The organism is [Pantoea] beijingensis (assembly GCF_022647505.1).
Taxonomy (GTDB): domain Bacteria; phylum Pseudomonadota; class Gammaproteobacteria; order Enterobacterales; family Enterobacteriaceae; genus Erwinia; species Erwinia beijingensis.
Map to the genome: position 1 here is coordinate 2,713,338 of NZ_CP071409.1, position 26,727 is coordinate 2,740,064.

At 51.2% G+C, this 26,727-nt stretch carries 23 protein-coding genes and 3 tRNA genes; 5 read left to right on the forward strand and 21 right to left on the reverse strand.

Annotation, left to right across the window (positions count from 1 at the left end):
* Positions 1-7: 7 nt before the first annotated feature.
* The 10 genes from J1C60_RS12260 to aroG all read right to left on the reverse strand — a co-directional run bounded on the left by J1C60_RS12260 (position 8) and on the right by aroG (position 12,094).
* Positions 8-547: a DUF3828 domain-containing protein gene (locus J1C60_RS12260; protein ID WP_128177972.1), complete on the reverse strand. Its 540-nt coding sequence runs from the start codon at positions 545-547 to the stop codon at positions 8-10.
* 506 nt (positions 548-1,053) lie between these two features.
* A complete protein-coding gene (locus J1C60_RS12265) occupies positions 1,054-3,411 on the reverse strand; it encodes a type VI secretion system Vgr family protein (protein WP_128177974.1) in 2,358 nt (785 codons plus the stop codon).
* A complete protein-coding gene (locus tag J1C60_RS12270) occupies positions 3,404-3,607 on the reverse strand; it encodes a hypothetical protein (RefSeq protein ID WP_128177976.1) in 204 nt (67 codons plus the stop codon). The genes J1C60_RS12265 and J1C60_RS12270 overlap by 8 nt, the downstream gene beginning before the upstream one ends.
* A gap of 295 nt (positions 3,608-3,902) precedes the next feature.
* Positions 3,903-4,394 carry an Hcp family type VI secretion system effector gene (locus J1C60_RS12275; RefSeq protein WP_128177243.1) on the reverse strand — a complete coding sequence of 164 codons (492 nt, stop codon included), beginning with the start codon at positions 4,392-4,394 and terminating at the stop codon, positions 3,903-3,905.
* Between the two features lie 147 nt (positions 4,395-4,541).
* Complete coding sequence (locus J1C60_RS12280) at positions 4,542-6,209, reverse strand: OmpA family protein (protein WP_242080463.1); 1,668 nt, start codon at positions 6,207-6,209, stop codon at positions 4,542-4,544.
* Positions 6,209-6,946 carry a type VI secretion system protein TssL, short form gene (gene tssL / locus J1C60_RS12285; RefSeq protein WP_128178447.1) on the reverse strand — a complete coding sequence of 246 codons (738 nt, stop codon included), beginning with the start codon at positions 6,944-6,946 and terminating at the stop codon, positions 6,209-6,211. Before tssL ends, J1C60_RS12280 begins: the two co-directional genes overlap by 1 nt.
* Positions 6,943-8,292 (reverse strand): type VI secretion system baseplate subunit TssK, encoded by a 1,350-nt coding sequence (gene tssK / locus J1C60_RS12290; RefSeq protein WP_128178448.1) that lies wholly within the window; start codon positions 8,290-8,292, stop codon positions 6,943-6,945. The genes tssL and tssK overlap by 4 nt, the downstream gene beginning before the upstream one ends.
* Positions 8,293-8,310: 18 nt before the next feature.
* Positions 8,311-9,858 carry a type VI secretion system contractile sheath large subunit gene (gene tssC, locus J1C60_RS12295; protein WP_128178449.1) on the reverse strand — a complete coding sequence of 516 codons (1,548 nt, stop codon included), beginning with the start codon at positions 9,856-9,858 and terminating at the stop codon, positions 8,311-8,313.
* A gap of 32 nt (positions 9,859-9,890) precedes the next feature.
* A complete protein-coding gene (gene tssB / locus J1C60_RS12300) occupies positions 9,891-10,388 on the reverse strand; it encodes a type VI secretion system contractile sheath small subunit (RefSeq protein WP_128178450.1) in 498 nt (165 codons plus the stop codon).
* A gap of 650 nt (positions 10,389-11,038) precedes the next feature.
* Positions 11,039-12,094, reverse strand: coding sequence for a 3-deoxy-7-phosphoheptulonate synthase AroG (aroG, locus tag J1C60_RS12305; protein ID WP_128178934.1), 1,056 nt, complete (start codon positions 12,092-12,094; stop codon positions 11,039-11,041).
* Between the two features lie 292 nt (positions 12,095-12,386).
* On the opposite strand from aroG, the gene J1C60_RS12310 reads away from it, so the two are divergent.
* The 4 genes from J1C60_RS12310 to zitB all read left to right on the forward strand — a co-directional run bounded on the left by J1C60_RS12310 (position 12,387) and on the right by zitB (position 17,458).
* Positions 12,387-12,725, forward strand: a complete 339-nt coding sequence (locus J1C60_RS12310; RefSeq protein WP_128178933.1) for a protein YbgS — start codon at positions 12,387-12,389, stop codon at positions 12,723-12,725.
* A gap of 98 nt (positions 12,726-12,823) precedes the next feature.
* The gene (locus tag J1C60_RS12315; RefSeq protein ID WP_128178932.1) at positions 12,824-13,420 is read left to right on the forward strand and encodes a response regulator transcription factor; all 597 of its coding nucleotides are present in this window, start codon (positions 12,824-12,826) and stop codon (positions 13,418-13,420) included.
* On the forward strand, positions 13,417-16,551 hold the full coding sequence (locus J1C60_RS12320; protein WP_235859180.1) for a hybrid sensor histidine kinase/response regulator: 3,135 nt from the start codon (positions 13,417-13,419) through the stop codon (positions 16,549-16,551). Before J1C60_RS12315 ends, J1C60_RS12320 begins: the two co-directional genes overlap by 4 nt.
* Positions 16,526-17,458, forward strand: coding sequence for a CDF family zinc transporter ZitB (zitB, locus tag J1C60_RS12325; RefSeq protein ID WP_128178930.1), 933 nt, complete (start codon positions 16,526-16,528; stop codon positions 17,456-17,458). Before J1C60_RS12320 ends, zitB begins: the two co-directional genes overlap by 26 nt.
* A 1-nt stretch (position 17,459) precedes the next feature.
* Here zitB and pnuC read toward each other — a convergent pair whose 3' ends face one another.
* The 3 genes from pnuC to J1C60_RS12340 all read right to left on the reverse strand — a co-directional run bounded on the left by pnuC (position 17,460) and on the right by J1C60_RS12340 (position 19,998).
* Positions 17,460-18,176, reverse strand: a complete 717-nt coding sequence (gene pnuC, locus J1C60_RS12330; protein ID WP_128178929.1) for a nicotinamide riboside transporter PnuC — start codon at positions 18,174-18,176, stop codon at positions 17,460-17,462.
* A gap of 102 nt (positions 18,177-18,278) precedes the next feature.
* Entirely contained in the window at positions 18,279-19,340 is a 1,062-nt protein-coding gene (gene nadA, locus J1C60_RS12335) for a quinolinate synthase NadA (protein ID WP_128178928.1), read from the reverse strand.
* 130 nt (positions 19,341-19,470) lie between these two features.
* On the reverse strand, positions 19,471-19,998 hold the full coding sequence (locus J1C60_RS12340) for a methylated-DNA--[protein]-cysteine S-methyltransferase (RefSeq protein ID WP_128178927.1): 528 nt from the start codon (positions 19,996-19,998) through the stop codon (positions 19,471-19,473).
* A 174-nt stretch (positions 19,999-20,172) separates the two neighbouring features.
* Here J1C60_RS12340 and J1C60_RS12345 point away from each other — a divergent pair, with 174 nt between their 5' ends.
* A complete protein-coding gene (locus J1C60_RS12345; RefSeq protein ID WP_128178926.1) occupies positions 20,173-21,687 on the forward strand; it encodes an AlkA N-terminal domain-containing protein in 1,515 nt (504 codons plus the stop codon).
* Positions 21,688-21,929: 242 nt separating this feature from the next.
* Here the strand turns inward: J1C60_RS12345 and J1C60_RS12350 are convergent.
* The 8 genes from J1C60_RS12350 to tolA all read right to left on the reverse strand — a co-directional run bounded on the left by J1C60_RS12350 (position 21,930) and on the right by tolA (position 26,726).
* Positions 21,930-22,005: transfer RNA gene (locus J1C60_RS12350), tRNA-Lys, on the reverse strand.
* Positions 22,006-22,095: 90 nt separating this feature from the next.
* A tRNA-Lys gene (locus tag J1C60_RS12355) sits at positions 22,096-22,171 on the reverse strand.
* Between the two features lie 94 nt (positions 22,172-22,265).
* Positions 22,266-22,341: transfer RNA gene (locus J1C60_RS12360), tRNA-Lys, on the reverse strand.
* A gap of 164 nt (positions 22,342-22,505) precedes the next feature.
* Positions 22,506-23,306, reverse strand: a complete 801-nt coding sequence (cpoB, locus tag J1C60_RS12365) for a cell division protein CpoB (RefSeq protein ID WP_128178924.1) — start codon at positions 23,304-23,306, stop codon at positions 22,506-22,508.
* 9 nt (positions 23,307-23,315) lie between these two features.
* Complete coding sequence (pal, locus tag J1C60_RS12370) at positions 23,316-23,840, reverse strand: peptidoglycan-associated lipoprotein Pal (protein ID WP_128178923.1); 525 nt, start codon at positions 23,838-23,840, stop codon at positions 23,316-23,318.
* Between the two features lie 44 nt (positions 23,841-23,884).
* On the reverse strand, positions 23,885-25,177 hold the full coding sequence (gene tolB, locus J1C60_RS12375) for a Tol-Pal system beta propeller repeat protein TolB (protein WP_128178922.1): 1,293 nt from the start codon (positions 25,175-25,177) through the stop codon (positions 23,885-23,887).
* 67 nt (positions 25,178-25,244) lie between these two features.
* Entirely contained in the window at positions 25,245-25,394 is a 150-nt protein-coding gene (locus tag J1C60_RS12380; protein WP_154325200.1) for a hypothetical protein, read from the reverse strand.
* A 21-nt stretch (positions 25,395-25,415) separates the two neighbouring features.
* A complete protein-coding gene (gene tolA / locus J1C60_RS12385) occupies positions 25,416-26,726 on the reverse strand; it encodes a cell envelope integrity protein TolA (RefSeq protein WP_128178921.1) in 1,311 nt (436 codons plus the stop codon).
* Position 26,727 lies beyond the last annotated feature (1 nt).

A 26,727-nucleotide genomic window follows, 5' to 3' on the forward strand; every position in this document is an offset into this window, starting at 1 on the left:
AATCCTATTAATACCTCGTCACTTTACTTATTTTCCAGCCATGTTCAACAGCAACTAATGTAATTTTCAACTTCATTACAGGGTCTGGGTATTTCCCCAAAGAAACCAAGTAACAAACATCCGTTTTATTCCCTTTAACAGGAACGACATTTATATATTTATTCCATGATGGATAAACATCTTGTGATTTTGTAAAGTAATTCACATCTGTCTCTACCCATACACCATCCCAATTGCAAATGTAATCCCCTTTGCTAGCTTTACATTCTCTTTTTTCTGAACACTTCCCTTTTACGCCACCTGAATTTACCGATTCAGCAGAATCATAGTTACAAAACGATGCATCGTTCACACTTTCAATTACATTATTAAGAACGTATTTATCAATTAACTCCGACTCATTACCATTATCGCTCAGATAGGCGTAATAAAAATCACCCAAAACTTTCTCAGGTGAATAAATTTCTGTAGAAAATGTAGTTTTCGACAGCAAAATGAAAAACATGAACAGAATGAAACATTTTATATGGCTTATTTTAATAATCATACTCACCTCGAATTATGAACAGAAGAACTTATTTTCACACTCATCATACTGGTATGAGTTATTATTTTTTCGATGATTTTCACTGAAGTCTTCACAGTCAGGCCTCGGAATTACAAGGAGAACGTCTTTTTTAGGGCCAAGAACTAACATAGGCTATATCAGCGACTAAGTGGCTTAATGATGATATTTGCTATTTCAGCTATTTCAGCCGTATTGAAATCCGGTGCGGAGAATAGTTCCTTATTTCTACTTTGCATCTCTGTTCGGTACGAAACTTTCATACCTATTTTCTTTAAAATTTTTTCATACTGCCGTATGAACTATAAGTTCATACGGAATGTTGTTGACAATATGCAAGCATATTTCCTGCCGCCCATGTTTTTTCTCTTTTGTCACAAAACCTTCAATATCTTTTGTGTTATCAGGCGTGCATTTTTTGTTCGGAAACCACCCATATTTTAGTATAACAATGGTACTTTCCCTGAAGCCAACTCCCCAAAAAAACATTAATCGCTCAGCGATTTGCTAATAATATTTTTCATTTTCGAAATTTCAGTCACCTTAAAGTTGGGAGCTTCTACAGGTAGGTTATTCCCGGATCCAGGCACTTCATAGCTCGCCGCCTTAGTAATAAAATCCCCGCTAGTTCCGTGCTCAATCCCGCTTTCGCTCAGCTTGAGATAAGAACCTCCGCCGTTTAGCGTCAGGGTTTTCGGGGTGCTGATGATAATTTCATCCTGACTGCTGGTCACCGTGAACTGCTGGTCGGCACTCATCTCAAGTGTGCTGTGCTGGGCACGCACTTCAACGTTGCCCAGATTGGCGATGACCTTCGCTCCGGCTTTATGGGCGAACAGCCCCAGAGATTGCTCTGCACTCATCGTGACATTCTTCATTGCCCCAATATCAACATGCTGTCCTGCGGTTACCATGGTGTTTTTCGTGCTGGTCAGCTGCAGGTGTTCCCCGGAGGTCAGGGCTATACCCTGCGGAGCAGAAGCCAGCACCACGGCGGACTGTAAATTTTTAAGGCGGTTCTGGATTAGGTTGCTCTGCGTCTGAATATCACAGCTCAGGGCTTTCGCCTGTTCAGCGGCGCCGTTCAGCGCCTGCATTTCGCTGTTGGCCTGGGTTATCTGGCTGACCGCCGGGTTCATCTCCAGCACCTGTCCCTGACCTTTGGCCTGAGCATCCGCTGTCAGGTAAACCCCACGGGCAGCACGCAAGGCACCGAATTCATCGGTACGCAGTTCAAATCCCGTACCGCGTTGTTCACGTTGGGCATCGACCAGGTGGCCGATATTGAGCTGGGTCTTGCCATACTCGGTCGCGAGTTTAATGTGCTCTTCCTGGCGCTTATCCTCCAGGCGGAGTTTGTTATTCGCCGGGGTTCGCCACACGTTACGCGTATGGTTATCACTGGTGACATGATCGGGATGTTCAGAATCATGCTGGGCATGGGCGATATACGGGCGGTCAGGATCGCCCGCATCGAACATCACCGAGACTTCGGTACCGTCGAGCAGTGGCGCATGGAAGCCGTAGTTGTCTCCGGCATACGGTTTCGCCATACGCAGCCACAGATAGGCATAACCCTGATCGCTGTCGCTGCGGTCAAAATCCAGCTTCGTGCGGTAGCGGCCCTGGCTGTCCAGCCAGGCATAGGTGTCGCCTTTCTCGGTGCTTTCTACACGAGCAGGCAACGTACCGGCAATCACCGGGCGATGATGCAACGGTGGGCGATAACACACGGCTTCGCTATAAGGGATCCCGGTGAAGGTCATCTTAAAGCTTTGCTTACGCGAGCCACTACTTTGCACACGGGTGATGACAATGCCGTCTTTCAGGTTGGCAGGAAGCGAACCTTGCGGTTCGAGCACTTCGCCAGGAGCCAACACCGGGCTGCTTGTTTTCCCAATAACCATCTGCTGTGCATTAAGAATACGTTCATGGCGTAAGCGGGCATAGTACGCGCCACTTTCAGGCGTTTCGGTATCCCCTTCGCTCAGGAAAGGCTCTGCGTAGTGATACACCTCACCCGTAGTGATACCCTCCGTGGTGCTGACAGATGCCGAACTGTCCTGCGGCGTCAGCGCCTCGCGGTAGTTGTAATCGCGGTTGGCTACGCTTTCTGACACCACCTGATGGCCGGTTTTAATGTCCCAAACACTGAGTTGCCCGTTATCGCTGGTGCGCGATGGCGGGATCAGCGGTAGCGTTACGCCAAATTGATACTGCTCCGGGCTGTCCTGGAAAATCACCACATCCTGTTCGAGGCGACCATCCATTTCAAAGCGCCAGAAGATGCCCACTTCAGCCAGTAAGCGCTGTACAAACTCAAGGTCAGTTTCGCGCCACTGAGTGATCAATTCACGTGCCGGATAACTCTGAGACAGACGGAACTCAAAATCAGCACCTTCAAGGCCATGTAAGCGCAGAATCTGTTCTACCACCTCCGGGATGGACTGATTGAGATAAATCTCGCTACGTTTCGTGTGTTGCAATAGTGCGATACGCGGCACGATTTTCAGGGCATAGTGCGTTTCATCGGCCGATGTGCTCAGGCGTTGGAAAGCATGAACCACCCCAAATACGGTCCGTACCGGAACGGCTGGCGTACCATCATACAGCGGCGTCTGAAACGTAAAGGATGCCGATTTCAACAGCATGGTGTCCGTCGCGATGTCATCTGCAAGACAGGTCACCGTCACGATGTAATACCAAGGCTCGCTGAGCTTTTCTTCGGCACGAAAATCCAGCACATCCAGAAAATGCGGGCACTCATGCACATCCACACGGTAGCGAGACAACTCCAGGGCTTCTCCGATTTTCTTCCGTGCCAGACTGATTATGTTCTCACTCATCACTCATCTCCTGTGGTGCGTTTTCTATCGTATCGGACACCATCAACATTCCCTCCTCCTCATTCCAGCCTAAGGTCTGCGACCGTGGCTTCTGCTTTACCGCCATATTGGCCAGCAGTTGCTGATTCAGCAGACTGCCGACATTACACCGGCCCCGGGAATTCAGACGACGTAACAGGATGGCGGGGTTTTCCATGAGATTCTCTCTTTATTTATCAGTGCCGGAGACGCTACCGCCCCTCGCTTTTCCTTCAGGAAGGAACCCAAGCGCATCAGGTCTGGCGGCAAATTGTGGTGTTCTTTGCTCAGCGCCCGCACAGGCAGACGTTCAGCAAAAAACGGGCAAAAATTACTGCCCGTCGGCCATTGCTCTGAATAGTTCGCGTTGAAGCAAGGCGGCAAGCGAGTGCAGCCCCGGGAGCTGACTGACGTAAGTGACCGGGGTGCATGAACGCAGCCAACGCCGCTACAGCGCGAACTATGACGAGCAATTACGCGGTAGCGCGTTCGTTCCAGCTGTCGGAATGAATAATGTTGCCGTCTTTGTAGGTCCAGGTGATTTTCTCGTAGCGCAGCTCTACGCGCTCAAGGTGGTTGTGCTTCTCCTTCGACGGGTCTTTCACGTCGTACATCTCAGGATTCACTTTCACCACTTTCACGTTTTCCAGTTTGGTGTTGAAGTACTCCACCTCCTGGCCCGCGTCGTTGATGCGGTACCATTTGAACTCCGCAGACTTGAGGGTCTGACCCGTCGTGACCGCTTTGTAGAGGTACGGGCTGGAGGCATCGATTTCTTTGGTGAACAGGAACGGGGTGTGAATGCGGGTGCCGGTCAGCTTGCCGGTGTTGTTATCGGTCGGGATGTACAGGTTGTGCTCCTGCGCCACCACTTCGATGCTGCCTTCGCGCTCCTGCACGTCAACAGAGCCTTTGATGTCCGCGCCGCCGTCGTCTTTGAGCCACAGATAGACTGGAATTGCCATTTGATTCTCTCCTTGTTATACACTTCATCCTTCAGGCCGCCCCTTGCGGGCCGCCTCTGTTCGCCCCGGACACCGCGTTATGCCGCTGCCCGGAGACTCACCCGGTTGCCGCCATGAGCCGGCCCGAATGATTTTGTGTATTTTGCTTTATAAAGCGTCATCATCCTCAGATGACGCCGGGGTGTTGTCCGGCCGCTGACAGGCATCCGCCTGCGGCACCAGACTGATTTCGACACGTCGGTTAAGCGCGCGCCCTTCCGGCGTGTCGTTGGTGGCAACAGGGCGGCCTGCGCCGTAGCCCTGTACCGCAAAACAGCTTTCCGGCACGTCGCCGGTGTCACGCATCCAGTCGCGCACCGCTTCGGCGCGTTTCAGGGAGAGCGTCTGGTTCAGCTGTGGGCTGCCGGTGTTGTCGGTGTGCCCGCTGACCACAATCAGCCAGCCCGGTTTGGCTTTGATGCCCACCAGCGAGTTGACCAGCAGCCTGGTTGAACCGGCTTTCAGCGCCGACTTGCCCGAATCGAACAACGACATGCTGTCGAGACGGATAATTTTTGGCACCGGTTCTGGCTGAGGTTTTGCCGGTGGCGGTGGTGGCATATATGTATCAATAGCCCGCTGCACACTGAGCCACAAGCGTTCACCCTGATATAACCCCAGCCCATAACGATGTGGCTCTCCCTGACGCTGCCAGCGCTCCAGCAGCAATGCATCCTGTTGTAAGGCATGCAGAGCCTGCGCTTTCGGCACATAGTGTGTCATCGGGATAGCCTGCCAGCGTTGCAGATCAGAGCCTACCCGCTCAATCAGCGACTGGTTATGCATCACCGACAAACCTGTGGCAGCAAGCGTGCACAGCAATAACACAATAACCACGCGACTCCCGGTTTTTCCTCCCTGCAAAGGCGTGGCAAAAGGTGCCAGCAGCGGCAGTACGGGATCGGCAAAGTGCCACAACGAGGGATAAGAGTTAGTATGCAACGGCGGTAGCAAGGCTGAATGGCGAAACAGCCACTGCGGCCACATGGCCTCAGCGCCATATTTGACTGCCCCACTGCGCAGTACCACCGCAAAAGATGCCACTGGCGGATACAGCCGGTCCGGTTTCGACAGCTCATCCATAGCTATCTGCTGCAGCAGACTCATTGCCTGAGCCAGATACGGCAGGCAGGTCACGTTCTCCGGCAGTCGGCTCCATCCATCCAGTCTCAGGGCGGGTTCATCAACCGGACAAACCAGCGATGATTTCCCCCTGACCACAATCCATGGCGTTTCGGGACCAGAGAATTCAGCGGCCAGCACCATCGGTGGTGTATAACCGAAAAGATTATTCAGCTGTTTTACCTGCTGGCGCAGCACTTTCAGGGATGCACGCAACAGCCCCTCATCTTCGTGCAGGTCTGGCAGGCAGCGATACATGACAACCAGTTGCCCGGCCATGCGTGGTTCACGAGCCAGCAACCTGCCAGCAAACTCACTCAGCTTTTCAGTCGTTCCCACCTGCAAATAACACCCCTGCGCCGTCGTACGACACGCACCTTCAGCAAAGAGGCTGTCACTGACATCGCCGCAGACCAGTAAAACGGGTCCGGTAAATCCCCAAGGTGGATAAACCTCGCACTCTTCCTGTAACTTTGTGGGGCGCTGACGCCGGTAACGGTGACGCGAAATCAACAACGCCGAGACACAGGCCACCGTCGTCAGGCCACCTTTCAGCAGTACGGCAACATTCAGAAATCCGCAAATCAGCCAGATACTTGCAGCCAGACAAATCAGCACCGGTAATGCTGCCCGTAACAGTGCGGAGCTTCGCATTAGTGCAGCTCCGGTAATTGCTGGCGAAGCAGGTCCTGTAACCACAGATGGCCGCCGCCCCAGACAACAGCGGTCAGCAACACCGCCAGGACTATCCAGAACCACACAGAACGAAGGAGGTTGTAACGACGTTTACCGGCCTTGTGGACCACCAGAGACACACCAGTCTCCAGCGGCGGGACGCGTTCATTCAGTGCTGCCAGGATATCATCACGCTGTTCCTGCCCCACACCAGACAGACTGAATTGCCCCTGAAAACCTAGCGCAAGCACCCGCTGATAGCAGGTCAGTACCGCCGGCACCGGCGACGGCTGACGTAACACCTCTGCAATGCGATCATACAAAGCACCGCCTGCACGCAATGAGCCGAAGTAACGCGCCTGTAACGGTGCAACACGCCAGGCTTTCATACCTTCATCCACGTCTGCTTTCTTAACGACTGCATCAGCCGGAAGCGGGACAGGATCCACGCCTGAAGATTCTGATGCTGGAGCGGGAATGACGGGTTTACGATTCATGACAGCTTCATCCAGGAGGGCACATTGCGCATAAGAAATATGCGTGATGCTTTCACTGTCATAACCAGCCCGCTCCAGCGCTTCTCTGACACTTTCCACTTGCGCACAGCAATTTTTATACAGTGCCTGACCATCGGCAGATCTGGCACCGTGCCGCAACTGTGCCACGGTAAGCCAGGTGTCTGCCATCAGACTGTCGATATCAATGTCTTTTCTCATGAGCGCAACACCGCAAACAGTTCAAGCTCCAGTTCGCCCAGCAGCGACGGTACATAGAACAGACACACACCCTGCTCCAACATATCGTGTGCCGCCCTGCTCTCCATATCCAGCACAAAGTACTGATTTTCCAGTCGTACCGGCAGCGCCGCAGGAACACGGCTCAACGGGATTAGTCCGATCCCTTCCATCGCCACGCCGGATATCTGCCCGATGTCGTCCGGAGTACCCGCCATGGCCATTTCGGCAAACTTCTCTGCCACCTGCCAGGTGGGGAGATTTGAACGGACAGAAAGATAGAAATCCGCCTCTTCGCGCAAACGAATATCGTGCAGCACGGCCTTCCAGGTCTGCTCGTCCTGGCGGGTCATGTTCACCGCAACGATACGTGACGGCAGGCTGGCTTCCAGTAGCTCGCTGATCAGCTCAAACAGCGGCGGGAAAGTGTTTTCCGGGGCCTGATGATCGTAGCCCGGAATTGCATCCAGATCGCGATCCAGCGAAAACGTCAGCATACTGCCTGCAAGTCGTGCCAGCTCTGCCCACACCTGTTCCGGGTGGCGGGAAGAGAAGCGTTCAAACTCGGAAAGCACCCGGGCATGGGTATTCAACGCATTCAGCAACCAGAATAGCGAAACATCCGCCACCGCAAAATCCGCCATCCGGTCGTTGCTCTCCCGGCGCATGGCCATCAGACGCTGACGTCGGGAACGTAGTTGACGATTCAGCAATACCAGACGTTCGCGCAGCAGGTTGCTTGCTGAAAACAGGGCCATCGGCGGGATAAAATCAGGGTCCTGTCGCCAGCCGCTCTGTCCATCACGCAGTAAACGCGCTACGGCGCAGGTCTGCCAGGCATCGTTGCTTTCGTGATCAAAACGAAAGGCGAGGTTGAAACGTGCTACAGCCATCGGCTCTTCTTCCTGGCCGAAAGCGTCCTGAACGGTCACCCACTCTTCGCGATAGCGCAGCGGGCGTTCAGCCGAAAGGTTCTCTGTCTGGACATTGACGATGCCGGGTTGCATCACCGGCAATGCAATCAGCACGGTCATACTGTCCACCCGTTCGGAAACCGGCAGTAGCACTTCCCGTGGCTCAGGTGGTAAATCGCTGTTTTGAGTGTCAATCAGCGTGCCATCCGGCAGCCACAGGCGCAGGGTCTGCATCTGCAACCGACCGGACGCAAGAAGTGCATCATTGAGCTCTACATGCTCAACACCCCATGAAAAGGGATTGGCCAGCCGGCACAATCCGGCCCGGGAGAAGGCCTCCCAATCGGACTGTTGCTGGAACTGCTGAGGAGCCAGCAAGGCCCCTTCGTTCCATAACGGACGGTAAATCTTCATCCCTGATGACTCCTTGCCTTAAGATTTCGCCTTCGGCATCTGGGAAACCAGTGACAGATTGACGTCCATGCCTTCCACCTGGAAATGCGGTACCGCATACAGCTTCACGCGGAAGAAGCCCGGGTTGTCCTCAATGTCTTCTACCGTCACCTTCGCATCGCGCAGTGGGTGAGACGCCTGCAGCTCGTCGCCCGGATCGGTCATTTCGGTGACCAGGCTGCGCACCCATGCGTTAAGCTCCAGCTCCAGCAGGCGACGGTCTTTGGTGGTCCCGATATTTTCGCGCTGGATAAGCTTCAGGTAGTGCGCAATCCGCGACAGCAGGAAAATGTACGGCAGACGCGCGTTAATCCGGCTGTTCGCCGTCGCATCCGCCGTGTCATACAGCGCCGGTTTCTGCGTCGAGTTCGCGCTGAAGAAACACGCATAATCACGGTTCTTGTAGTAGCTCAGCGGAATGAAGCCCAGATTGGCAAATTCAAATTCGCGGGTTTCCGGGATCATCACCTCGCTCGGGATTTTCACCTGGTTGCCGGTGCCCAGATCGTACAGGTGGATCGGCAGGTCCTGCACCGCGCCGCCCGCCTGCGGGCCGCGAATTTGCACGCACCAGCCGTTGTTAATAAAGCTGCGCACCATGTTGGAGGCAAACGCAAACGAGGCGTTGGTCCACAGGTATTTATCGTGGTCCGGGCCTTTCACCTCTTCCACATAGTTAAAGCTGCGCACCGGCACCGTGTCCGGGCCGTACGGCAGGCGACCCAGCACCCGCGGCATCACCAGGCCGATATAGCGGCTGTCATCCGTCTCGCGGAAAGATTTCCACTTGATGTACTCGGCACGGTCAAAGTAGTTACCGATATCTTTTATCGCCGCCACGTCTTCCATATTGTCTTTCAGGAAGAACTGCGGGCCCGCCGAGCCGATAAACGGCATATGCGCCGCCGCGGAGACTTTCGAGATATTGCGCAGCAGCGCCACGTCCTGCGCGGACGCATCAAACTCATAAGCCGAGACCAGCGCGCCAATCGGCTCGCCGCCCGGGGTGTCGTACTCTGCCACGTAGGTCTGCAGGTACAGCCCGCTCTGGATGATTTCCGGCGCGTCTTCAAAATCCTGACGCAGGTCGTCTTTCGACAGGTCAAGCAGTTCGATTTTGACGTTCTGGCGGAAATCGGTTTTATCCACCAGCGACTTCACGCCGCGCCACAGCGACTCAACCTGCTGAAAGCCTTCGTGATGCATCACCTCATCGAGCTGACGGCTGATCTGGTAGTCCAGCGCCGCGATATGGTGGTCAATCAGGGTTTTGTCGAGTTTTTCCACCTTTGAGCCCGCTTTACTCAGGCACTCCAGGAACACCTGCATGCCGGCGGTCAGACGCTCATCGGCGGTGGCATCGGACATCGCCTGCGCATCCTGCCAGACGTCCAGCGCGCTCAGCTCGGAGACCGGGCTCAGGTTGATTTTTTCAAACAGGGAGGCGTACACGCCGCCCGCTGCCGGGCGTTCCAGCACCACGCTTTCGGCGGCGGTGGCGTTTTCATTTTTTAAAGACATCAGCATTCCTCAATTAATCCGTTAAATAAACACCGTGATTACGGCTGTTTAGGCGCCAGGGCAGACAGCTCGCTGCGCAGTTCCGCGCTGAGCGCGGGTTCAAGCAGGATTTTTTCCAGCTCTTTGCGGAAGGCCTGGTTATCCAGCAGGTTCGCTTTGAGGTCGCGGAGGAGATTGCGCATGGCCAGCATGGCTTTAAGCTGGGGTATCTGGCGGGCCACCTGTTCCGGGGTGAAATCGTTGATATCGCGGAAGGCCAGGCTGATATTTTCTTCGCTGCCGTCAGCGGCCAGCGTATTTTTAACGGTGAGATTCACTTTTGGGGAATATTCGGAAAGAACACTGTTAAAGTTATTTTTATTAATATTAATTTTACTGCGCTCAGCTAACGGCGCGCTTTCCTGTCCGTTGCTGAAATCGCCGGTGACCAGTAGCTTCAGCGGCAGTTCTGTTTTCTTACTCGCCCCGCCGGTATGCAGGTCCAGTTTTAAATTAATACGTGCTTTTGGTATCTCTTTCTGGAAGCTGTCGCTCATAATTCCCTCTGTTTATCGCTGCAATAATAGTTTCTTACTACACGTCCCTGAGCGCGATAATAGAGCAAAATCATATTGCCAATCAAATTTAAAGATCTAAAACCTGCAATTGGAAAAATCTCAAGAACCTTCCACCACCTTTACTAAAACATAAAAAACTTTAAGAATTAAATTAAACGATACATATAACTAATAAAAAAATAAAATTGAAACTTTACCCCAATAAACATGAATAAACTTTATTTTTATATTTAAAACATAAAAACATTGTTCTATATCAATGATATATTCAAAAAATACCCGAAAAGAAATATGCCAATAAAGATAACCCGTCAAAATAAATTGATAGTGAGGATGAAAAAGATGAGTGAAGTTAATAGAAGGTATAAGTAAAAAATGATATTGATAAGACATGCATTATGCATGTCACAATGCTGTCAATATATCTGCCAATTGCAGTAAGGAGAAATAGGATATTAAAGATCTGCACTGCCGGGAGCCTGACCTAAGAAGGGGCGTTTTCCCGGCAGTGAGCATATTTTTATAAAGTAAATAGTTTTTGGAGCTGTCCCTAAGTTGGGTATCAAACTTAGGGAATGTCTTTTAAGAGTAGATAATGTTCAGCTCGAGGGATAACCCCGCCGAATGTCTTATCCCATACGGCGCGTGTTGACTGCGTCCGCTAGCTGGCGCAGTAACTTCTCGGTGTCATCCCAGCCAATGCAAGCATCAGTAATGCTTTTACCATAGACCAGCGGTGTACCGCTCTCCATGCTTTGGTTACCCTCGACCAAATGGCTTTCAATCATGACGCCGATAATCGCTTTTTCACCACCCGCGATCTGTGCGGACACATCGTCACCGACCAGCATCTGCTTTTGAAACTGCTTGCTGCTGTTAGCATGGCTGAAATCAATCATCACCTGCTGCGCCAGTCCAGCCTTTTCCAGACCATTTTTCACCGCAGTGACATGATGAGCGCTGTAGTTCGGTTCTCTGCCACCGCGTAAAATGATATGGCAGTCACTGTTACCTTTGGTTTCAACAATGGCCGAATGACCATATTTGGTCACGGAGAGAAAACAGTGTGGCGCGCTGGCAGCATTAATCGCGTCAATCGCCACCTTAATAGTGCCATCCGTTCCATTTTTGAATCCAACCGGGCAGGACAGCCCAGAAGAGAGTTCACGGTGCACCTGAGATTCAGTGGTACGCGCACCAATTGCCCCCCAGCTCATCAGGTCAGCCAGGTACTGTGGCGTAATCATATCCAGGAACTCGCCAGCCGCAGGCAAGCCGCTATCATTGATATCCAGCAATAGCTTACGCGCAATACGCAGTCCATCATTAATCTGAAAGCTTTCGTCCATATAAGGATCGTTAATGAGCCCTTTCCAGCCCACCGTGGTGCGTGGTTTTTCAAAATACACCCGCATCACCACTTCCAGTGAATCACTAAGCTCTTGCCGCAGTTTTATCAAACGCGCACCGTATTCTTTCGCCGCGTCGATATCATGAATCGAACACGGGCCGATCACCACCAGCAGGCGGTCATCCTTTTTTTTAAGAATATTGTGAATCGCCTTACGAGCACGAGAAACCGTTTGAGCTGCTTTTTCAGTGGCGGGGAATTTCTCAAGCAGCGCAACCGGAGGAAGAAGTTCCTTTATCTCTTTGATTCTTAGGTCATCATTCTGGTAGTTCATATCATTTCCATTCATTTCTTTGCTTAATGTGCATCGGGCGCAACCGGACCAATTTAGCCTTTCAGGGCCCTGCTGTAAATTGACTTTGATCCTTAGAAGTGCATCACAAATTTGCATTCCTGAGGTTGTTTACTACACTTTTAATCGTTAGCGCTTTAAAAATTGATATTTACACAATAATTATCCAGTTTATCTGGATTATCTATTTTTTTATTTCACCAATATCATCCTTTCTTATTGAAACTGCCGTATCAGGTTTGCTCGGCAACGAATCATAATTAACAGGAGCATAATGATGAATAAGTTTGCAATCGTATTTCTGACCGCCGCAATGACGTTAGGGAGTGGTGCTGTGATGGCCGCAAGCAATGATGGTAATGCTAACCAAGCTGCGGACGCGGGAGCAAAAGCAGGGGGAGCAAAAGAAAATATCGCGCCTTCCGGTGTCAATAATGACAAAATTAACAACACGGGCAGTGATACCAGCAATTCGACCATGGGCAGTAGCGATAGCAATATGTCTGCCGATCAGGTCCATAAGAACGCCGAATGTAAAGACGGCAAGTGCCCTGACGTTAATAAAAAAGTGGGTAACGATGCCGATACCCAAACAGACGGCACAACGCAGTAACCTTTCCCGACGGGAGAGCTTCGGCTCTCCTTTGCATTTTGTTGCATCCCTTTACCGGTCCGCTATGCTGAGCGTCTTGATTCTATTCGGGCATCATCATGGCCACTTTGTTGTTAATCGACGATCATCCTTTAGTACAGGTTGCGCTTGAAGCCGCCATTTTACGATCCCCCATTCCTCTTCAGCTTACCGCCGTGAGCAGCGAACAACAGGCTCGCGATTATTTGCGTGAAAACCGCGTCGATTTAATTATTCTGGATATTAGTTTGCCTGACAGCGACGGTCTGGAGCTGCTCCGGCGTATTAAGCACCGCGATGAGACACAGGACGTATTGATTTACTCCGCACAGGAAGAACGTATTTACCAGCGTATGGCTGAAACTGCGGGCGCAGCGGGTTTTATTGTGAAACGCCAGCCGATGGAGCAACTTCTGGCGGCAATTCTGGCTATTTTAGGAGGTAAGACGGCTTTTTCAGGCGCAGACGATCGGCAAGATAATGCACGCGTCATTCCCCTAACGGCAAAAGAATTGCAAATTCTGGCATTGCTGGCCCGTGGCCTGTCTAACTTACAAATCGCCAGCCAATTGCACATCAGCAATAAAACCGTCAGTACCCATAAAAAGAATATTTTTGATAAAACAGGCGCAACCTCCGTGTTGGACCTTGCCGCTATCTGGAAAGCGCAGCCGTGATCCTTCGCTATTTATTACCGCTATTGCTGCTCTTCAGCGTAACAGGTCAGGCATCCTATCGCGCAGTCAGTACACTTTCGTTACCGCAGCAGGTCGTTCCGTCTGCACAAATTAGGCCATGGCAAGGTAAAATGCTGCGGGTAGGCATTCTCCGTGACAATAGCGCACCGTGGAATATGGTCGTTGGTGACGATCTTTATGGTATTAATGCCGACTACCTCGCGGCAATCAGCCACAGTGCCGGGTTACAGTTCAGGATTGAAGGCTACTCCTCCTGGACAGCGATGTTGCACGCACTCCAACAAGATCAACTTGATCTTTTGTTTGGCGTGCCACAACGTTCACTTCCCTCAAATTTTTATGCAACTCCGTCATGGTATGACAGCCCGTTACGCATTTATCGTAATCGCAGCAATCAACGTTCAGTCATGTTTAACTCGACTGACGCCCGTATTGCGATTAGTCGTGCGACACGAGAACGCGTTAATCCCTTATTCGCGCAACACCACCAATGGCGGGTGCTCGATAGCGATCTGCAGGCTCTTTATACCCTACTGAATAAACAAAACGATTACGTTGTCGCAGATGAAACCAGCGCCAGCTTTTTGCTGGACCAGCTACAGCAGGGACAAATTTACCAAATTGAGTCACCTCTTGACCCAGGATTACTCCATTTACAGGCCATCACCCGAGATGTAAAGCTGACCCGCGCGCTCGAAAGTGTGATGCGTCAGCTGCCCATGGACATAGTGAATGATATCCAGGGGCGGTGGAGCCGTCCGCTGCCACGTTATCTGGATACCAATACCGCACGCCTCACCCCAATGGAAAGTGAGTGGATGGTGCAACATCCGGTCATCACCTACGCCGCCCTGGCCGATGATTATCCCTGGAGCTATCGCACAATTAAAGGCGAAGCCAGCGGTTATAGCGTCGAATTACTGAACGCTATTGGGCAAAATACCGGGTTGCGTTTTCAGCCATACTGGGTAGCAAATGCCCAACAGGCCAGTGCCCTTATTCAACAACAGCGGGCTCAACTTCAATTAATGAAGCCGCTGACTGGTGATGCTGAGATACAGGACAGCCACACAGTGCCCATTTGGCGCGCACTCTGGGGAGTTTACGTGGGTAATACCGCACGGCGTATCGTCGGTTGGCAGGATTTACAGGGTTTACGCATTGGCGTACGACGGGGGGATATTGCCCGCCAACTGGTGCCTGAATCCCTCAGCATAACGCCTTACGATGAGGGAAAATCACTGTACGATGCGCTGACAAACGGTCAGTTAGATGCGGTGGTGGATAATGTTCTCTCCGCACGCTGGCTCATTCAGACGCGCTATAACGGGAGCGTGCATCTTGCCTTTGCCGCAAGTGATACCGCGTGGCCGATTGCAATCGGCGTTTCACCTCAGCAACCGTTACTGCGGGCCATTATGGACAAAGGATTACAACAGATCCCTGCCGCTACGCAGCAGCGTATGCGGGATAACTGGAGCAACAACGTCCAACTGTCATCCGGTAGCGAGAACAACATGCGTCCGGTCTCGTTATTTATGCTGGTAACGGCATTATTTGCCATCGCTTTCCTGCTGATTTTACTCGTGCGTCGCTACCTGCAGCAGCGACGTGATGCACATCAACGGCGTCAGTTAGAACAGCAACGCGAAGAGGCAGATCGCGCTAACCGGATGAAAAGTCAGTTCCTGGCAACGGTTAGCCATGAACTAAGAACGCCAATGCAGGCGATCCTTGGACTGCTGGAAATGGAGGTCGCTCGGCAACCTCAGGTACATAATCTGACAGTGATTCATAGCAGTGCCTTATCACTTATGACACTGCTTAACGATCTACAGGACCATGCCAAGATTGAAAATAATACCTTTACCCTCGCACTGCAGGCCGTTGATCTTGAATATTGGTTGAATCAACTGAGCGATTTTTATCATCCACTGATGCGCCACGATGGGCCTGCTTTTCGGGTTCGTGCGCTTTCAGCGCTGCCTACTCGAGTGATGCTCGATATTGAACGGCTGCAGCAAATTGCCAATAATTTGATCGGCAACGCCATTAAATTTACGCACAGTGGTGAGATCCTGCTTACGCTGGACGCGCTTGATGAGCAGATTTGCCTGCAGGTTCAAGATAGCGGGACAGGTATTCCCGCTGATGAACAGCAGCGTTTATTTGAACCCTGGTATCAGACACCTTCCGGTAAAGCGCTGTCAATTCAGGGAAGTGGTTTAGGCTTATCGATCTGCCGTGAGATTGTAACACGCATGGGGGGGAGCATTACCCTGCATTCCCTGCCGGGAAGGGGCACAACGGTCCGCGTGCTATTGCCACTGGTTATGGCCGAAGAAAGGGATAATGAGACAACCCCACCACCGAACCTGCGTAATGCTCCATCCCTCGCAGGGCTTCGCGTGGCTATTGTTGACGATCATCCGACAAATCTTCTGGTCATGCAGCAGCAGCTGGCCCACTGCGGCGTAGCGGCTGAAACATACAGGTGTGGTCGTGCGTTGCTTCGCGCCAGCGCTGAGAAACCATTTGATGTATTGTTTATTGATTACAATATGCCCCATCCTGATGGGAGGACGGTGGCACGTATTTTGCGAAGGCGAGAGCGTCATCAGTTGCAGAAAACCACACTGGTTCTCTGTTCAGCGGATGCTCAGGCGTTAGCGCTCTCAACATCATTACAATTCGCCGATCGTGTATTACTAAAACCCGTTTCGCTGACAGCGATCGAAAGTGCATTGCAGAGTCATAACAATGATCCTTTTAGCGATCTCGACCAACAAATTAAGCGTCTGGCAAATCAGCAAGCGAGCTTTGTACCGCGCATTGTGTCAACGCTGATTAGCACCCTGCAAAGCGATCGCGATGCATTAGAACAGGCTCTTACTCAGCAGAATTGGTCAATGATTGAGAAAATCGCCCATCGCATGAAGGGGAGTTGGTTACTGTTAGGCTATTCGTCCGGCGAGAGGCTTTGTCAGCAGATGGTAGAAAATGCGAAAAAGCACGCGGATAGCACGCCTGACTGGAATTTATTGATATTATTAACTAATAGATTACTCACAAAACTGGAAAATTATGGCACATCAACATTCGCACGCTGAAGGAAACAGCAATAAAAATCGCCTGCTGGCCGCGTTTTCGATCACCGCTGTTTTTATGGTGGCGGAGGTGATTGGTGGGATTATTTCTGGCTCGCTGGCGCTTCTGGCCGATGCCGGACATATGCTTACCGATGCAGCGGCTCTGCTGGTTGCACTGCTTGCGGTTCAGTTTGCACAACGCAAGCCTAACGCACGCCACACCTTTGGATGGCTGCGTCTGACAACGCTTGCCGCGTTTGTCAATGCCATTGCGTTGTTGGTTATAACCGCATTAATTGTTTGGGAAGCAATAAGACGTTTTTACCAACCTCAACCGGTAGCAGGCGGTTTTATGCTGGTGATTGCCATTGGTGGGCTAATTGCCAATCTGCTGTCATTTTGGTTATTACATCGCGGTACTGAAGAGAAGAATCTCAACGTTCGCGCGGCTGCGCTACATGTGTTGGGCGATCTGCTTGGATCCGTCGGCGCGATTGTTGCAGCACTGATTATTTTGTTCACCGGCTGGACGCCAATCGATCCTATCTTATCTATTCTTGTATCCGCGCTGGTATTGCGTAGCGCGTGGTCATTAATGAAAGAAAGTTTTCATGAGCTGCTGGAAAGTGCCCCGGATTCGATAGATGTCGAAAAGCTAAAACGAGATTTGACGCTGAATATGGCCGAGGTGCGTAATGTACATCACGTACATCTGTGGCAGGTAGGCGAAAAGCCGGTAATGACATTGCATGTGCAGGTCATCCCGCCTCACGATCACGATGCGTTGCTACGGCGTATTCATGATTATCTACACCATCGCTATCATATTGAGCATGCCACGGTGCAGATGGAGTATCAACGCTGTGAAGGGAACGATTGCGGCCTCGGATTTGGTCACGCAGAAGCCGCACATCATCACCATCACTAATCTATGCGAGCGGACGTGAACCCTGTTCGCGTGCGCTCCTTATCCATAGCCAGCAGCCATTCAAAGCAATCAGCGTCAATAATACATATTCCAGCGCCATCGCATATACGCCCTGACGGGTGAATATCATTACGCTGATAATATTGATTACAACCCAAATCAACCAGTTCTCAACGTATTTACGCGTCATTAAAATCATTGCCACAATCGACAGTACCATCATACAAGAATCCCAGAATGGAAACGCATCAGGCTGTAGCGTCGGCATTGTTACTGCCATGCCCAAAGACTGCATGAGACTTACCGCAATGTCGGTCAGAAATGCAAATACCGGGTTGATAAACAGCGTCATCAGCGCAATGGCTATCGCACTGGCCGCGCCCCAGCCAATCGCTTTTGGCAAGGATAACCAACGAATTTTAAGCGCTGTCTGGTTGTCTGCGGTTTGGCGACTCCATGCATACCAGCCATAGATATTGGCAACAAAGAAAAATAGCTGTAATAGCAAGCTGGCGTAGAGTTGGATTTGAAAGAAAATCACAGCAAATAATGAGACATTAATCAGACCAAACAGGTAATTAATAATTTTTTCCTGGCTGGCTAACCAAATGCAGAGCAGCCCAGCCAGAGTGCCGACCGCTTCAATCCATGAAAGATCGTAGCCACCTGCACCAAGCGGAATATGAACCAGAATATTTTGCGTGCTAAAAAAATCCATATTGGCACCTTTCGAAAATTTATTCAGTTGTTGGAGTTACCTCGAAGCGACAGAGGCAACGATCGTCAACTTTGCTGGCAAAGGGCAACAGCGCTCGTCAGATCAAACATTGCCTTTGGTGCTAAGTTTGAGGTCTGCGGCAAAAGATAGCATACGATTAAGCGGTATCAATGCGCCTGTCCGCAATGTTTCATCTACCTGAATCTCATGCTCACTTCCCCCTCGCGCCAGACCCTCTGCAATTGCCTTCAGTCCGTTCATTGCCATCCATGGGCAGTGAGCACAGCTACGGCAGGTTGCCCCCTCTCCTGCGGTGGGTGCTTCCAGCAATTCTTTGTCCGGGCAAGCCTGCTGCATTTTATAGAAAATACCGCGATCGGTAGCGACGATCATTTGCGCATGTGGCAACGTTTTGGCCGCCTGAATCAGTTGACTGGTGGATCCTACCGCATCGGCCAAATCAACAATCGCTTGTGGTGACTCGGGATGTACCAGCACAGCGGCTTCAGGATAGAGCGCTTTCATACGCTGTAGCGCCTGCGTTTTAAATTCATCATGCACAATACACGCCCCCTGCCAGCAAATCACATCCGCACTGGTTTGTTGCGTCACGTAACGCCCTAAATGGCGGTCCGGGGCCCAGATAATCTTTTCGCCCAGACTGTCCAGATGGTCGATTAATTCAACCGCGATGCTGGACGTTACTACCCAATCTGCCCGTGCTTTTACCGCGGCGGAAGTATTCGCATACACCACAACCGTGCGGTCGGGATGCATATCGCAGAATTTATTGAACGCTTCAATCGGACAACCAAGATCCAGTGAACACTCGGCACGTAGTGTTGGCATTAATACCGTTTTTTCCGGACTAAGAATTTTTGCGGTTTCCCCCATAAAACGAACGCCAGCAACCAGTAGCGTAGAGGCGGAGTGCTGGCGACCAAACCGCGCCATTTCCAACGAGTCGGCTACACAACCGCCTGTTTCTTCCGCCAATGCCTGGATTTCCGGGTCAGTGTAATAATGGGCGACCATCACCGCATCTCGTGCTTTAAGCAGGCGTTTGATCTCCTCTCGATAAAATTGCTTCTCATCGGGAGAGAGACGTGCTGGTTTTGGCGGAAAAGGATAAACCGCGGTTTCCGGATCGAACATCAGGTTCATATCACCAATCTCGTTTTTCAGACTTAACCTGTAAAGCAAAATAATGGGTTACAATCCGGGCCAAGCGCCACTAATGTTTTATATGCTAAACAAGATAGCGAAAATGATCCGGTATGTCGCCGGATTTTTATCATACTGACAAAAGATGTGACGAGGGACACTCCCCGATAGACCGAAGGCTCTGCGCTTCAATATTCAGCAACAGCGCCTTAGCTGGCAGCCCACCAGCAAATCCCGTCAGTTTACCATTGGCCCCTATGACCCGATGGCAAGGGGCTATAATTGAGATTGGGTTTTTACTGTTCGCCGCGCCGACCGCTCGCACCGCTTTCGGTCGACCAATCTGTCGGGCAATTTGCGCGTAGCTACGGGTTTCTCCATACGGAATAGTGAGTAGCGCATGCCACACCAGGCGCTGGAAATCGGTCCCGACAAAATCCAGCGGGAGGCTAAAAGTACGACGTGAACCGGCAAAATACGCCTGCAACTGAAATTCCGCATCGCCCAGAAGGGGATGATCGTCGGCCACCTCAATGGATGCGGGTATACGAACGCGTCGCGGATCGTCGTTTTCCCACAGGATTGCGGCTATTCCCCGTTCGCTGGCCAACAACGTCAGTTTTCCTACTGGCGACGCCATACATTTGCGAAAATACATCTTCTCTCTCCTCAAGGCGTTAGAGTCGCCTTGCGGATTGATTATCCATTATTCTGTGGCATTAACTGGCTGTTTTCGGACATTGATTTAAAATTATACGATGTCCGAAAACAGCCAGCATCCCACTCTGACAAAGCATAAGGTTAACCCCTGTTTATTACCGGGACTGAAAAGATGATTGATAAAAATGCGGCGTGGCGTGCCCTGAAATCCCACGATCGGCGCTTCGACGGCGTATTTTTTGTTGGCGTCATTTCAACCGGTATTTACTGCCGTCCTGTTTGTCCAGCAAAAACACCGCTTCCAGAGAACTGTCTGTTTTTCACCCGACCAGAGGCCGCGGAAAAAGCATTATTTCGCCCCTGCCTTCGCTGCCGCCCTGAATTGGCTCCGGGTAATGCACCCATAGATAATGCACATCGCATCGCGGACTTGCTGTTACAGCGTATTGACGAAGGGCTGGAGGAGGAAAATAACAGCCTGGAGCAGGTTGCTGCCCGTTTTTCTATCAGTTCACGTCAATTAAGACGCATTATTAAAGAAGAACTCGGCGTTTCGCCATTTGAGCTCAGACAAACACGACGGCTATTACTGGCTAAGCAACTGTTAACGGAAACCACGCTTTCCGTAACGGATATCGCCTTTGCCAGCGGCTTTTCAAGTGTGCGTCGGTTTAATGATGTGTTTAGCCAGCAGTATCGGATGTCACCCAGCCGACTGCGCAAAGAGATACAGGTCGACAGGCCTCTGACACTGCAGGCTGAAACCTCCACGTTGCAACTGAGCTATCGTCCTCCTTATGACTGGGAGGCCATGCTGGAGTTTCTCAGCCTACGGGCCATCAAGGAAATTGAGTTAGTTGATGCCACCAGTTATTCCCGCACGCTGCGGCTGGGAGAAGCAACTGGTTGGATCAGGGTCACCCATGCACCGCAGAAGAATGCGCTGATGGTGGAATTTACCCATTCGCTAACGTCCGCGTTACCCGCAATGCTGCAACGTCTACGTCATGTATTTGATCTCAGCGCTCGTCCCGACTTAATCAGCGCTCATTTGCAGCAAGATCCCCTTCTCAGTGAAAGCCTGATAAAAAATCCCGGCTTACGTGTACCCGGTGCCGTCGACGGCTTCGAGATGACCATCCGTGCAATTCTTGGCCAACAAATTACCGTTAAAGCAGCAACAACACTCGCGGGTCGCTTTGCCGAAGCCTTTGGCGAGAAGATCGTCACGCCCTTTCCCGAACTCAGCCGGCTATCGCCTTTACCTTCACACGTTGCTGAAGCCAGTATTGACGAGATTGCACGTCTGGGCATTGTTAGCAGACGCGCAACCTGCATCCACGAAATTGCGCGGGCCTGTCACTCTGGAGAGCTGTGGCTGGCTTCAGGGACCGATCCCGAAAAAACCATCCGGCAATTGATTATGCTACCGGGAATAGGACAATGGACGGCACACTATATTGCGATGCGTGCCCTACGCTGGCCTGATGCCTTTCCGAGGGATGATATTGTGATACGTAATAATCTTGGCGGTATTAGCGCAAAACAGGCAGAAAAGGTATCTCTATCGTGGAGCCCATGGCGCAGCTATGCCGTTATGCATATTTGGAAAAACCTTTCGAAGCGCTCATCAACTGCCCTTCCCGAAACCATACAGGCGGTGCCTGTGCAGAAGGTGCAGAATTAAAGCTGTATACCGCTGCAGGAACGTTAAAACGAAAAAAGCACCCAGTGGGTGCTTTTCTCTGAATTTGGTGGGTCGTGCAGGATGACCTTCGCCTCATTCTGAGACTCGCCCTTCGGGTGATGCTAAAGCATCAGGCAAAATCGCTGCGCAATTTTGTCGACCTGCTGCAGGTTCGAACCCTGCACGGTTTACTTTTGTGTCTGAAACGAAAAAAGCACCCAGTGGGTGCTTTTCTCTGAATTTGGTGGGTCGTGCAGGATTCGAACCTGCGACCAATTGATTAAAAGTCAACTGCTCTACCAACTGAGCTAACGACCCGCTGTTGCGGTGTAATTCTGAAACCTGTCTTAATGCCTTGGTCCGTGTAGGGTAGCCCTTCACGATTTCACACTTTGCACCCGTTTATAGTGGTGGGTCGTGCAGGATTCGAACCTGCGACCAATTGATTAAAAGTCAACTGCTCTACCAACTGAGCTAACGACCCGCTGTTGCGGTGTGAAACTTGAAAATCTGATTTGATTCGCTCCGGGTCGTGCAAAATAGCCCTTCACGATTTACTATCTGTATTACTTTTGTAGTGGTGGGTCGTGCAGGATTCGAACCTGCGACCAATTGATTAAAAGTCAACTGCTCTACCAACTGAGCTAACGACCCACTTTTAGGCTGTCCGGATGCATTTAGATATGTCCCGGCAACGGCGGCATATATTACTGATTTGAGTTTTCAGCGCAACCACTATTTACGATTAAGTGGTTCAACTGCTTACCTTTCACGCGGCAAGACCAGAAATCAAACGATATCCGGTCAAACCACGTCGGTTATAGTCCTGCTGCGCGTTTCTGCGCCTGCTTTGCCGATTCGCTATTAGGATACTGTTTCACAACCTGCTGATAGACGGCTTTAGCCTTCGCATTATCGCCTTTATCCTGCATGATCACCCCAACCTTATACAGCGCTTCTGCACTTTTCGGCGATTTTGGGTATTTTTTCACGACGGTAGCAAAATAGTAAGCCGCATCATCTTTCTTACCTTTGTTATAATTCAACTGGCCAAGCCAATAATTGGCATTAGGTTGATAAGTTGAATCAGGATATTTTTTCACAAAGGCATCAAAGGCGGATATAGCTTGATCGTACTGTTTTTTCTCCAGTACCAGCGCAACTGCCGCGTTGTAATCCGTATTAGCATCGCCACTTTGTACCGGAGAACCCGATGCCGCCGAGCTATCGCTACCCGAGCTGGTTGCAGCGCCCGCAGTGCCAGCAGCCGTAGCTGAATCAGCAGTGGATCCACTCTGCCCACCACCATTGCTGCTGAGGCTGTCAATCTGCTGATAGATCTGCTTCTGACGCTCAATAACCTGGTTTAACTGGTATGTATTTTCCTGGATCTGACCACGTAGCGAATCAATATCGCTTTGGTTGTCATTGAACTGCTGCTGAAGTTGTTGAAGAAGTTGTCCCTGAGCATTGGATATACGCTCAAGGGTGGTGACACGGTCTTCGACCGAGCCGGAGCCAGCATTACTGATTGTTGCCTGGGCATTAGCGGCCCAAGGGGCCGCTACGCCAACCAGTAACGACAGACTCAACAGGTGAGTTCTGAAGCTACTAATCATACGATTCTCTTAGTATACCAGTACGGCACGACGGTTTTTGGCATATGCCGCTTCGTCGTGACCCAGTACAGCTGGCTTCTCTTTACCGTAAGAAACGATAGAGATCTGGTCAGCAGAAACGCCTTTACCTTGCAGGTACATTTTTACAGAGTTTGCACGACGCTCACCCAAAGAAATGTTGTATTCAGGCGTACCGCGCTCATCCGCATGGCCTTCAACGGTCACTTTGTAAGATGGGTTGCTACGCAGGAAAGCCGCGTGCTGATCCAGCATCTGAGCAAAGTCAGAACGAATGTCATACTTGTCCAGATCAAAGTAAACGATGTTGTTTTTCTGCAGTTCTTGCATCTGCAGACGAGCCTGTTCTTCAGAAGACATGTTACCGCTGTTCATGCCACTGTTAGAACCATCAGCGCCGCCCATACCATTACCATTGGTCTGGTCGTTGTTGTTATTTTTGTGTGAGCTACATGCAGCCACTGCAATAACTGGCAATGCCAGCAATAAACCCTTCAGCACTTTATTCAGTTGCATTTCTAAAATCCTATTATTGTTTGCCATACATATTTACACATGCATCACAGATACGGCGACCAGGCAGGAAATTTGACCTGTCCATCGGTTGCCGGAAGACGCGCTTTGAAACGCCCATCCGTCGAAACCAACTGCAACACGGAACCCATACCCTGAGTAGAACTATAGATTACCATTGTGCCGTTAGGTGCGAGACTTGGCGTCTCATCCAGGAACGTGTCCGTTAATTGTTGAACGGCTCCCGTTTCCAGATCTTGTCTGGCGATATGTTGCGCACCGCCATTAGTGCTCACCATCACCAAAGATTTACCGTCGGTGCTCACATCAGAGTCCTGATTCTGAGAACCTTCCCAGGTCAAACGCTGTGGAGCCCCGCCACTTGAACTCACTTTATAAATCTGAGGACGTCCAGCCTGGTCCGAGGTATAGGCAAGATTTTGGCTATCCGGGAACCAGGTCGGTTCTGTATTATTGCTACGACCATCAGTTACCTGGCGAATCTGACCGGAAGCCAGATCCATCACGTACAGATTCAGACTACCGGTTTTAGATAGCGCAAAAGCTAACTTACTGCCATCCGGAGAGAACGACGGTGCACCGTTATGACGTGGGAATGAAGCAACCTGTTTGATAGCCCCATTCGACAGAGTCTGAATAACCAACGCAGAGCGACCACTTTCAAAGGTCACATAGGCCAGTTTGCTCCCATCCGGGGACCAGGCAGGCGACATCAACGGTTGAGGTGAACGGTGTACAACAAACTGATTGTAGCCATCGTAATCGGAAACGCGCAGCTCGTACGGGAACTGGCCGCCATTGGTCTGCACGACATAAGCAATACGGGTACGGAAAGCACCTTTAATGCTGGTCAGCTTTTCAAAGGCTTCATCACTCGCCGTATGAGCAGCATAGCGCAGCCACTGTTTGGTCACTTTGAACTGGTTCTGTGCCAGTACTGTGCCCGGAGAACCCGCGGTGTCAACCAATTGATAAGAAACGGTATAACTACCATCGGCGCCCGGCTGAACCTGCCCGACGACGACAGCATCAATACCTAATGCGCTCCAGGCAGCAGGCTGCACTTCAGAAGCGGAGGTCGGCTGCTGCGGCAAACGAGTGCGATCCAGCGGATTAAATTTCCCGCTGTTGCGTAAGTCAGCGGCCACGATACCACCGACATCTTCAGGTGCGGCACCTGGGCCATCCCATTTAAACGGCACAACGCCAATGGGACGCGCGGTATTAACACCTTGCGTGATCTCAATACGTACTTCTGCCTGCGCCACGGCAGCAAACAAAAGTAAAAAGCTCAACGCTATACGAAATGCCTGCTTCATTTTTTCTCCCTTATCAGGATGGTAAATCCACGATAATTAGCAGTGTTCAAACAACCATTATTGCAGGCTATGCCCGCCACACTTCACGCTGCCGCGGTGTAACGATAATTACCTCAGGAGCAGGTAACGCCTGCACCTGAGAAATATCCGCTTCACCCCTGGCCTGCAACCAGATCTGTAGAATATAGAGTACGGCATACTGACCAGAGTTCAACATGCCGTACGTCGCCAGTTTTTTTTAAGGCTTAAATCCTAACGTAGCGTTCTTCACCGCTTCATACACATCCGGTGATGGCGGTTTCGGAATGCGTGCCTGCCGCGCGGCAGCTATCGCCGCCTGACACAGAGCCGGATCACCACCTCGTGACTGCACTGATATCAGCAAGCCATCAGGTGCCAGTTTAATGCTCAGATCACAGGTTTTTCCTTTGTAGAGATCGGAGTCATAGAATTTACTTTCAATGGCGCCTTTTACCTGACCGAGGTATCCATCTATCGCCGCGCCGGAGGCGCCCGATTTTTTCTGATTCCCCTGCCCTGAAGCACCGCCACCAGATTTACCTTGTTTCGGCGCGTTTTTACCGGCGCTAAGGCCGCCTAACAGATCGTCCACATCGCTGGAGCCTTGAGCAGCTTCTGCCTCAGCTTTCTTCTTCGCATCGGCTGCGGCTTTCGCTTTTGCCGCCGCATCGGCTTTCTTCTTCGCATCGGCTGCAGCTTTTGCTTTCGCTTCATCAGCCGCTTTCTGCTTCGCCTCTTCGGCGGCTTTTGCCTTCGCTGCTTCCGCCGCTTTGGCTTCTTGCGCAGCCTTCGCTTTCGCATCCGCCGCCGCTTTGGCCTCCTGAGCAGCCTGCGCTTTTGCATCTGCCGCTGCTTTGGCTTTCGCCTCTTCCGCCGCTTTTACTTTAGCGGCTTCGGCTGCAGCTTGCTTCGCTTGCTGATCGGCTTTTTTCTTCGCATCTGCTGCTGCTTGTTTCGCCTCTTCTGCCGCTTTTTTCTGGGCATCCGCAGCCGCTTTAGCTTGCGCATCTGCCTGGGCTTTAGCTTCTGCTTTCGCCTTTGCGGTAGCAGCCTCAGCCTGTTTCTGCGCCTGTTCTTTTGCCTGCTGCGCCGCTTCCTGCGCTTGCTTCTGCTGAGCCTGCTCTTTCGCCTGCTGCGCCGCTTCCTGCGCTTGTTTTTGCTGCTCAGCCTGCTGCTGCCGTGCCTCTTGCTGTGCCTGCAGTCGCTCTTTTTCAAGCTCTTTCAAGCGTTGCTGTTCCGCTGCCTGCTTTTGCTGCAACTCTTCAGCTTGCTGTTGAGCCTGCTTCTGACGCTGCTGTTCCGCACGCTTGCTGTCATTTTGCTGATTCTGCTGCCGATTATACTGCTCCACTACCGCACCAGAATCGACCATCACCGCATCTATATCACTACCGCCACCGCCGCCGCTGGTGTCGATTTTTTCGTCAAACGAGCTCCAAATCAGCAGTGCAATCAAAAAGATATGCAATACCACTGAAACTATAATAGCGCGTTTTAACTTATCGTTCTGCTCGGTTGCCTTCGACACT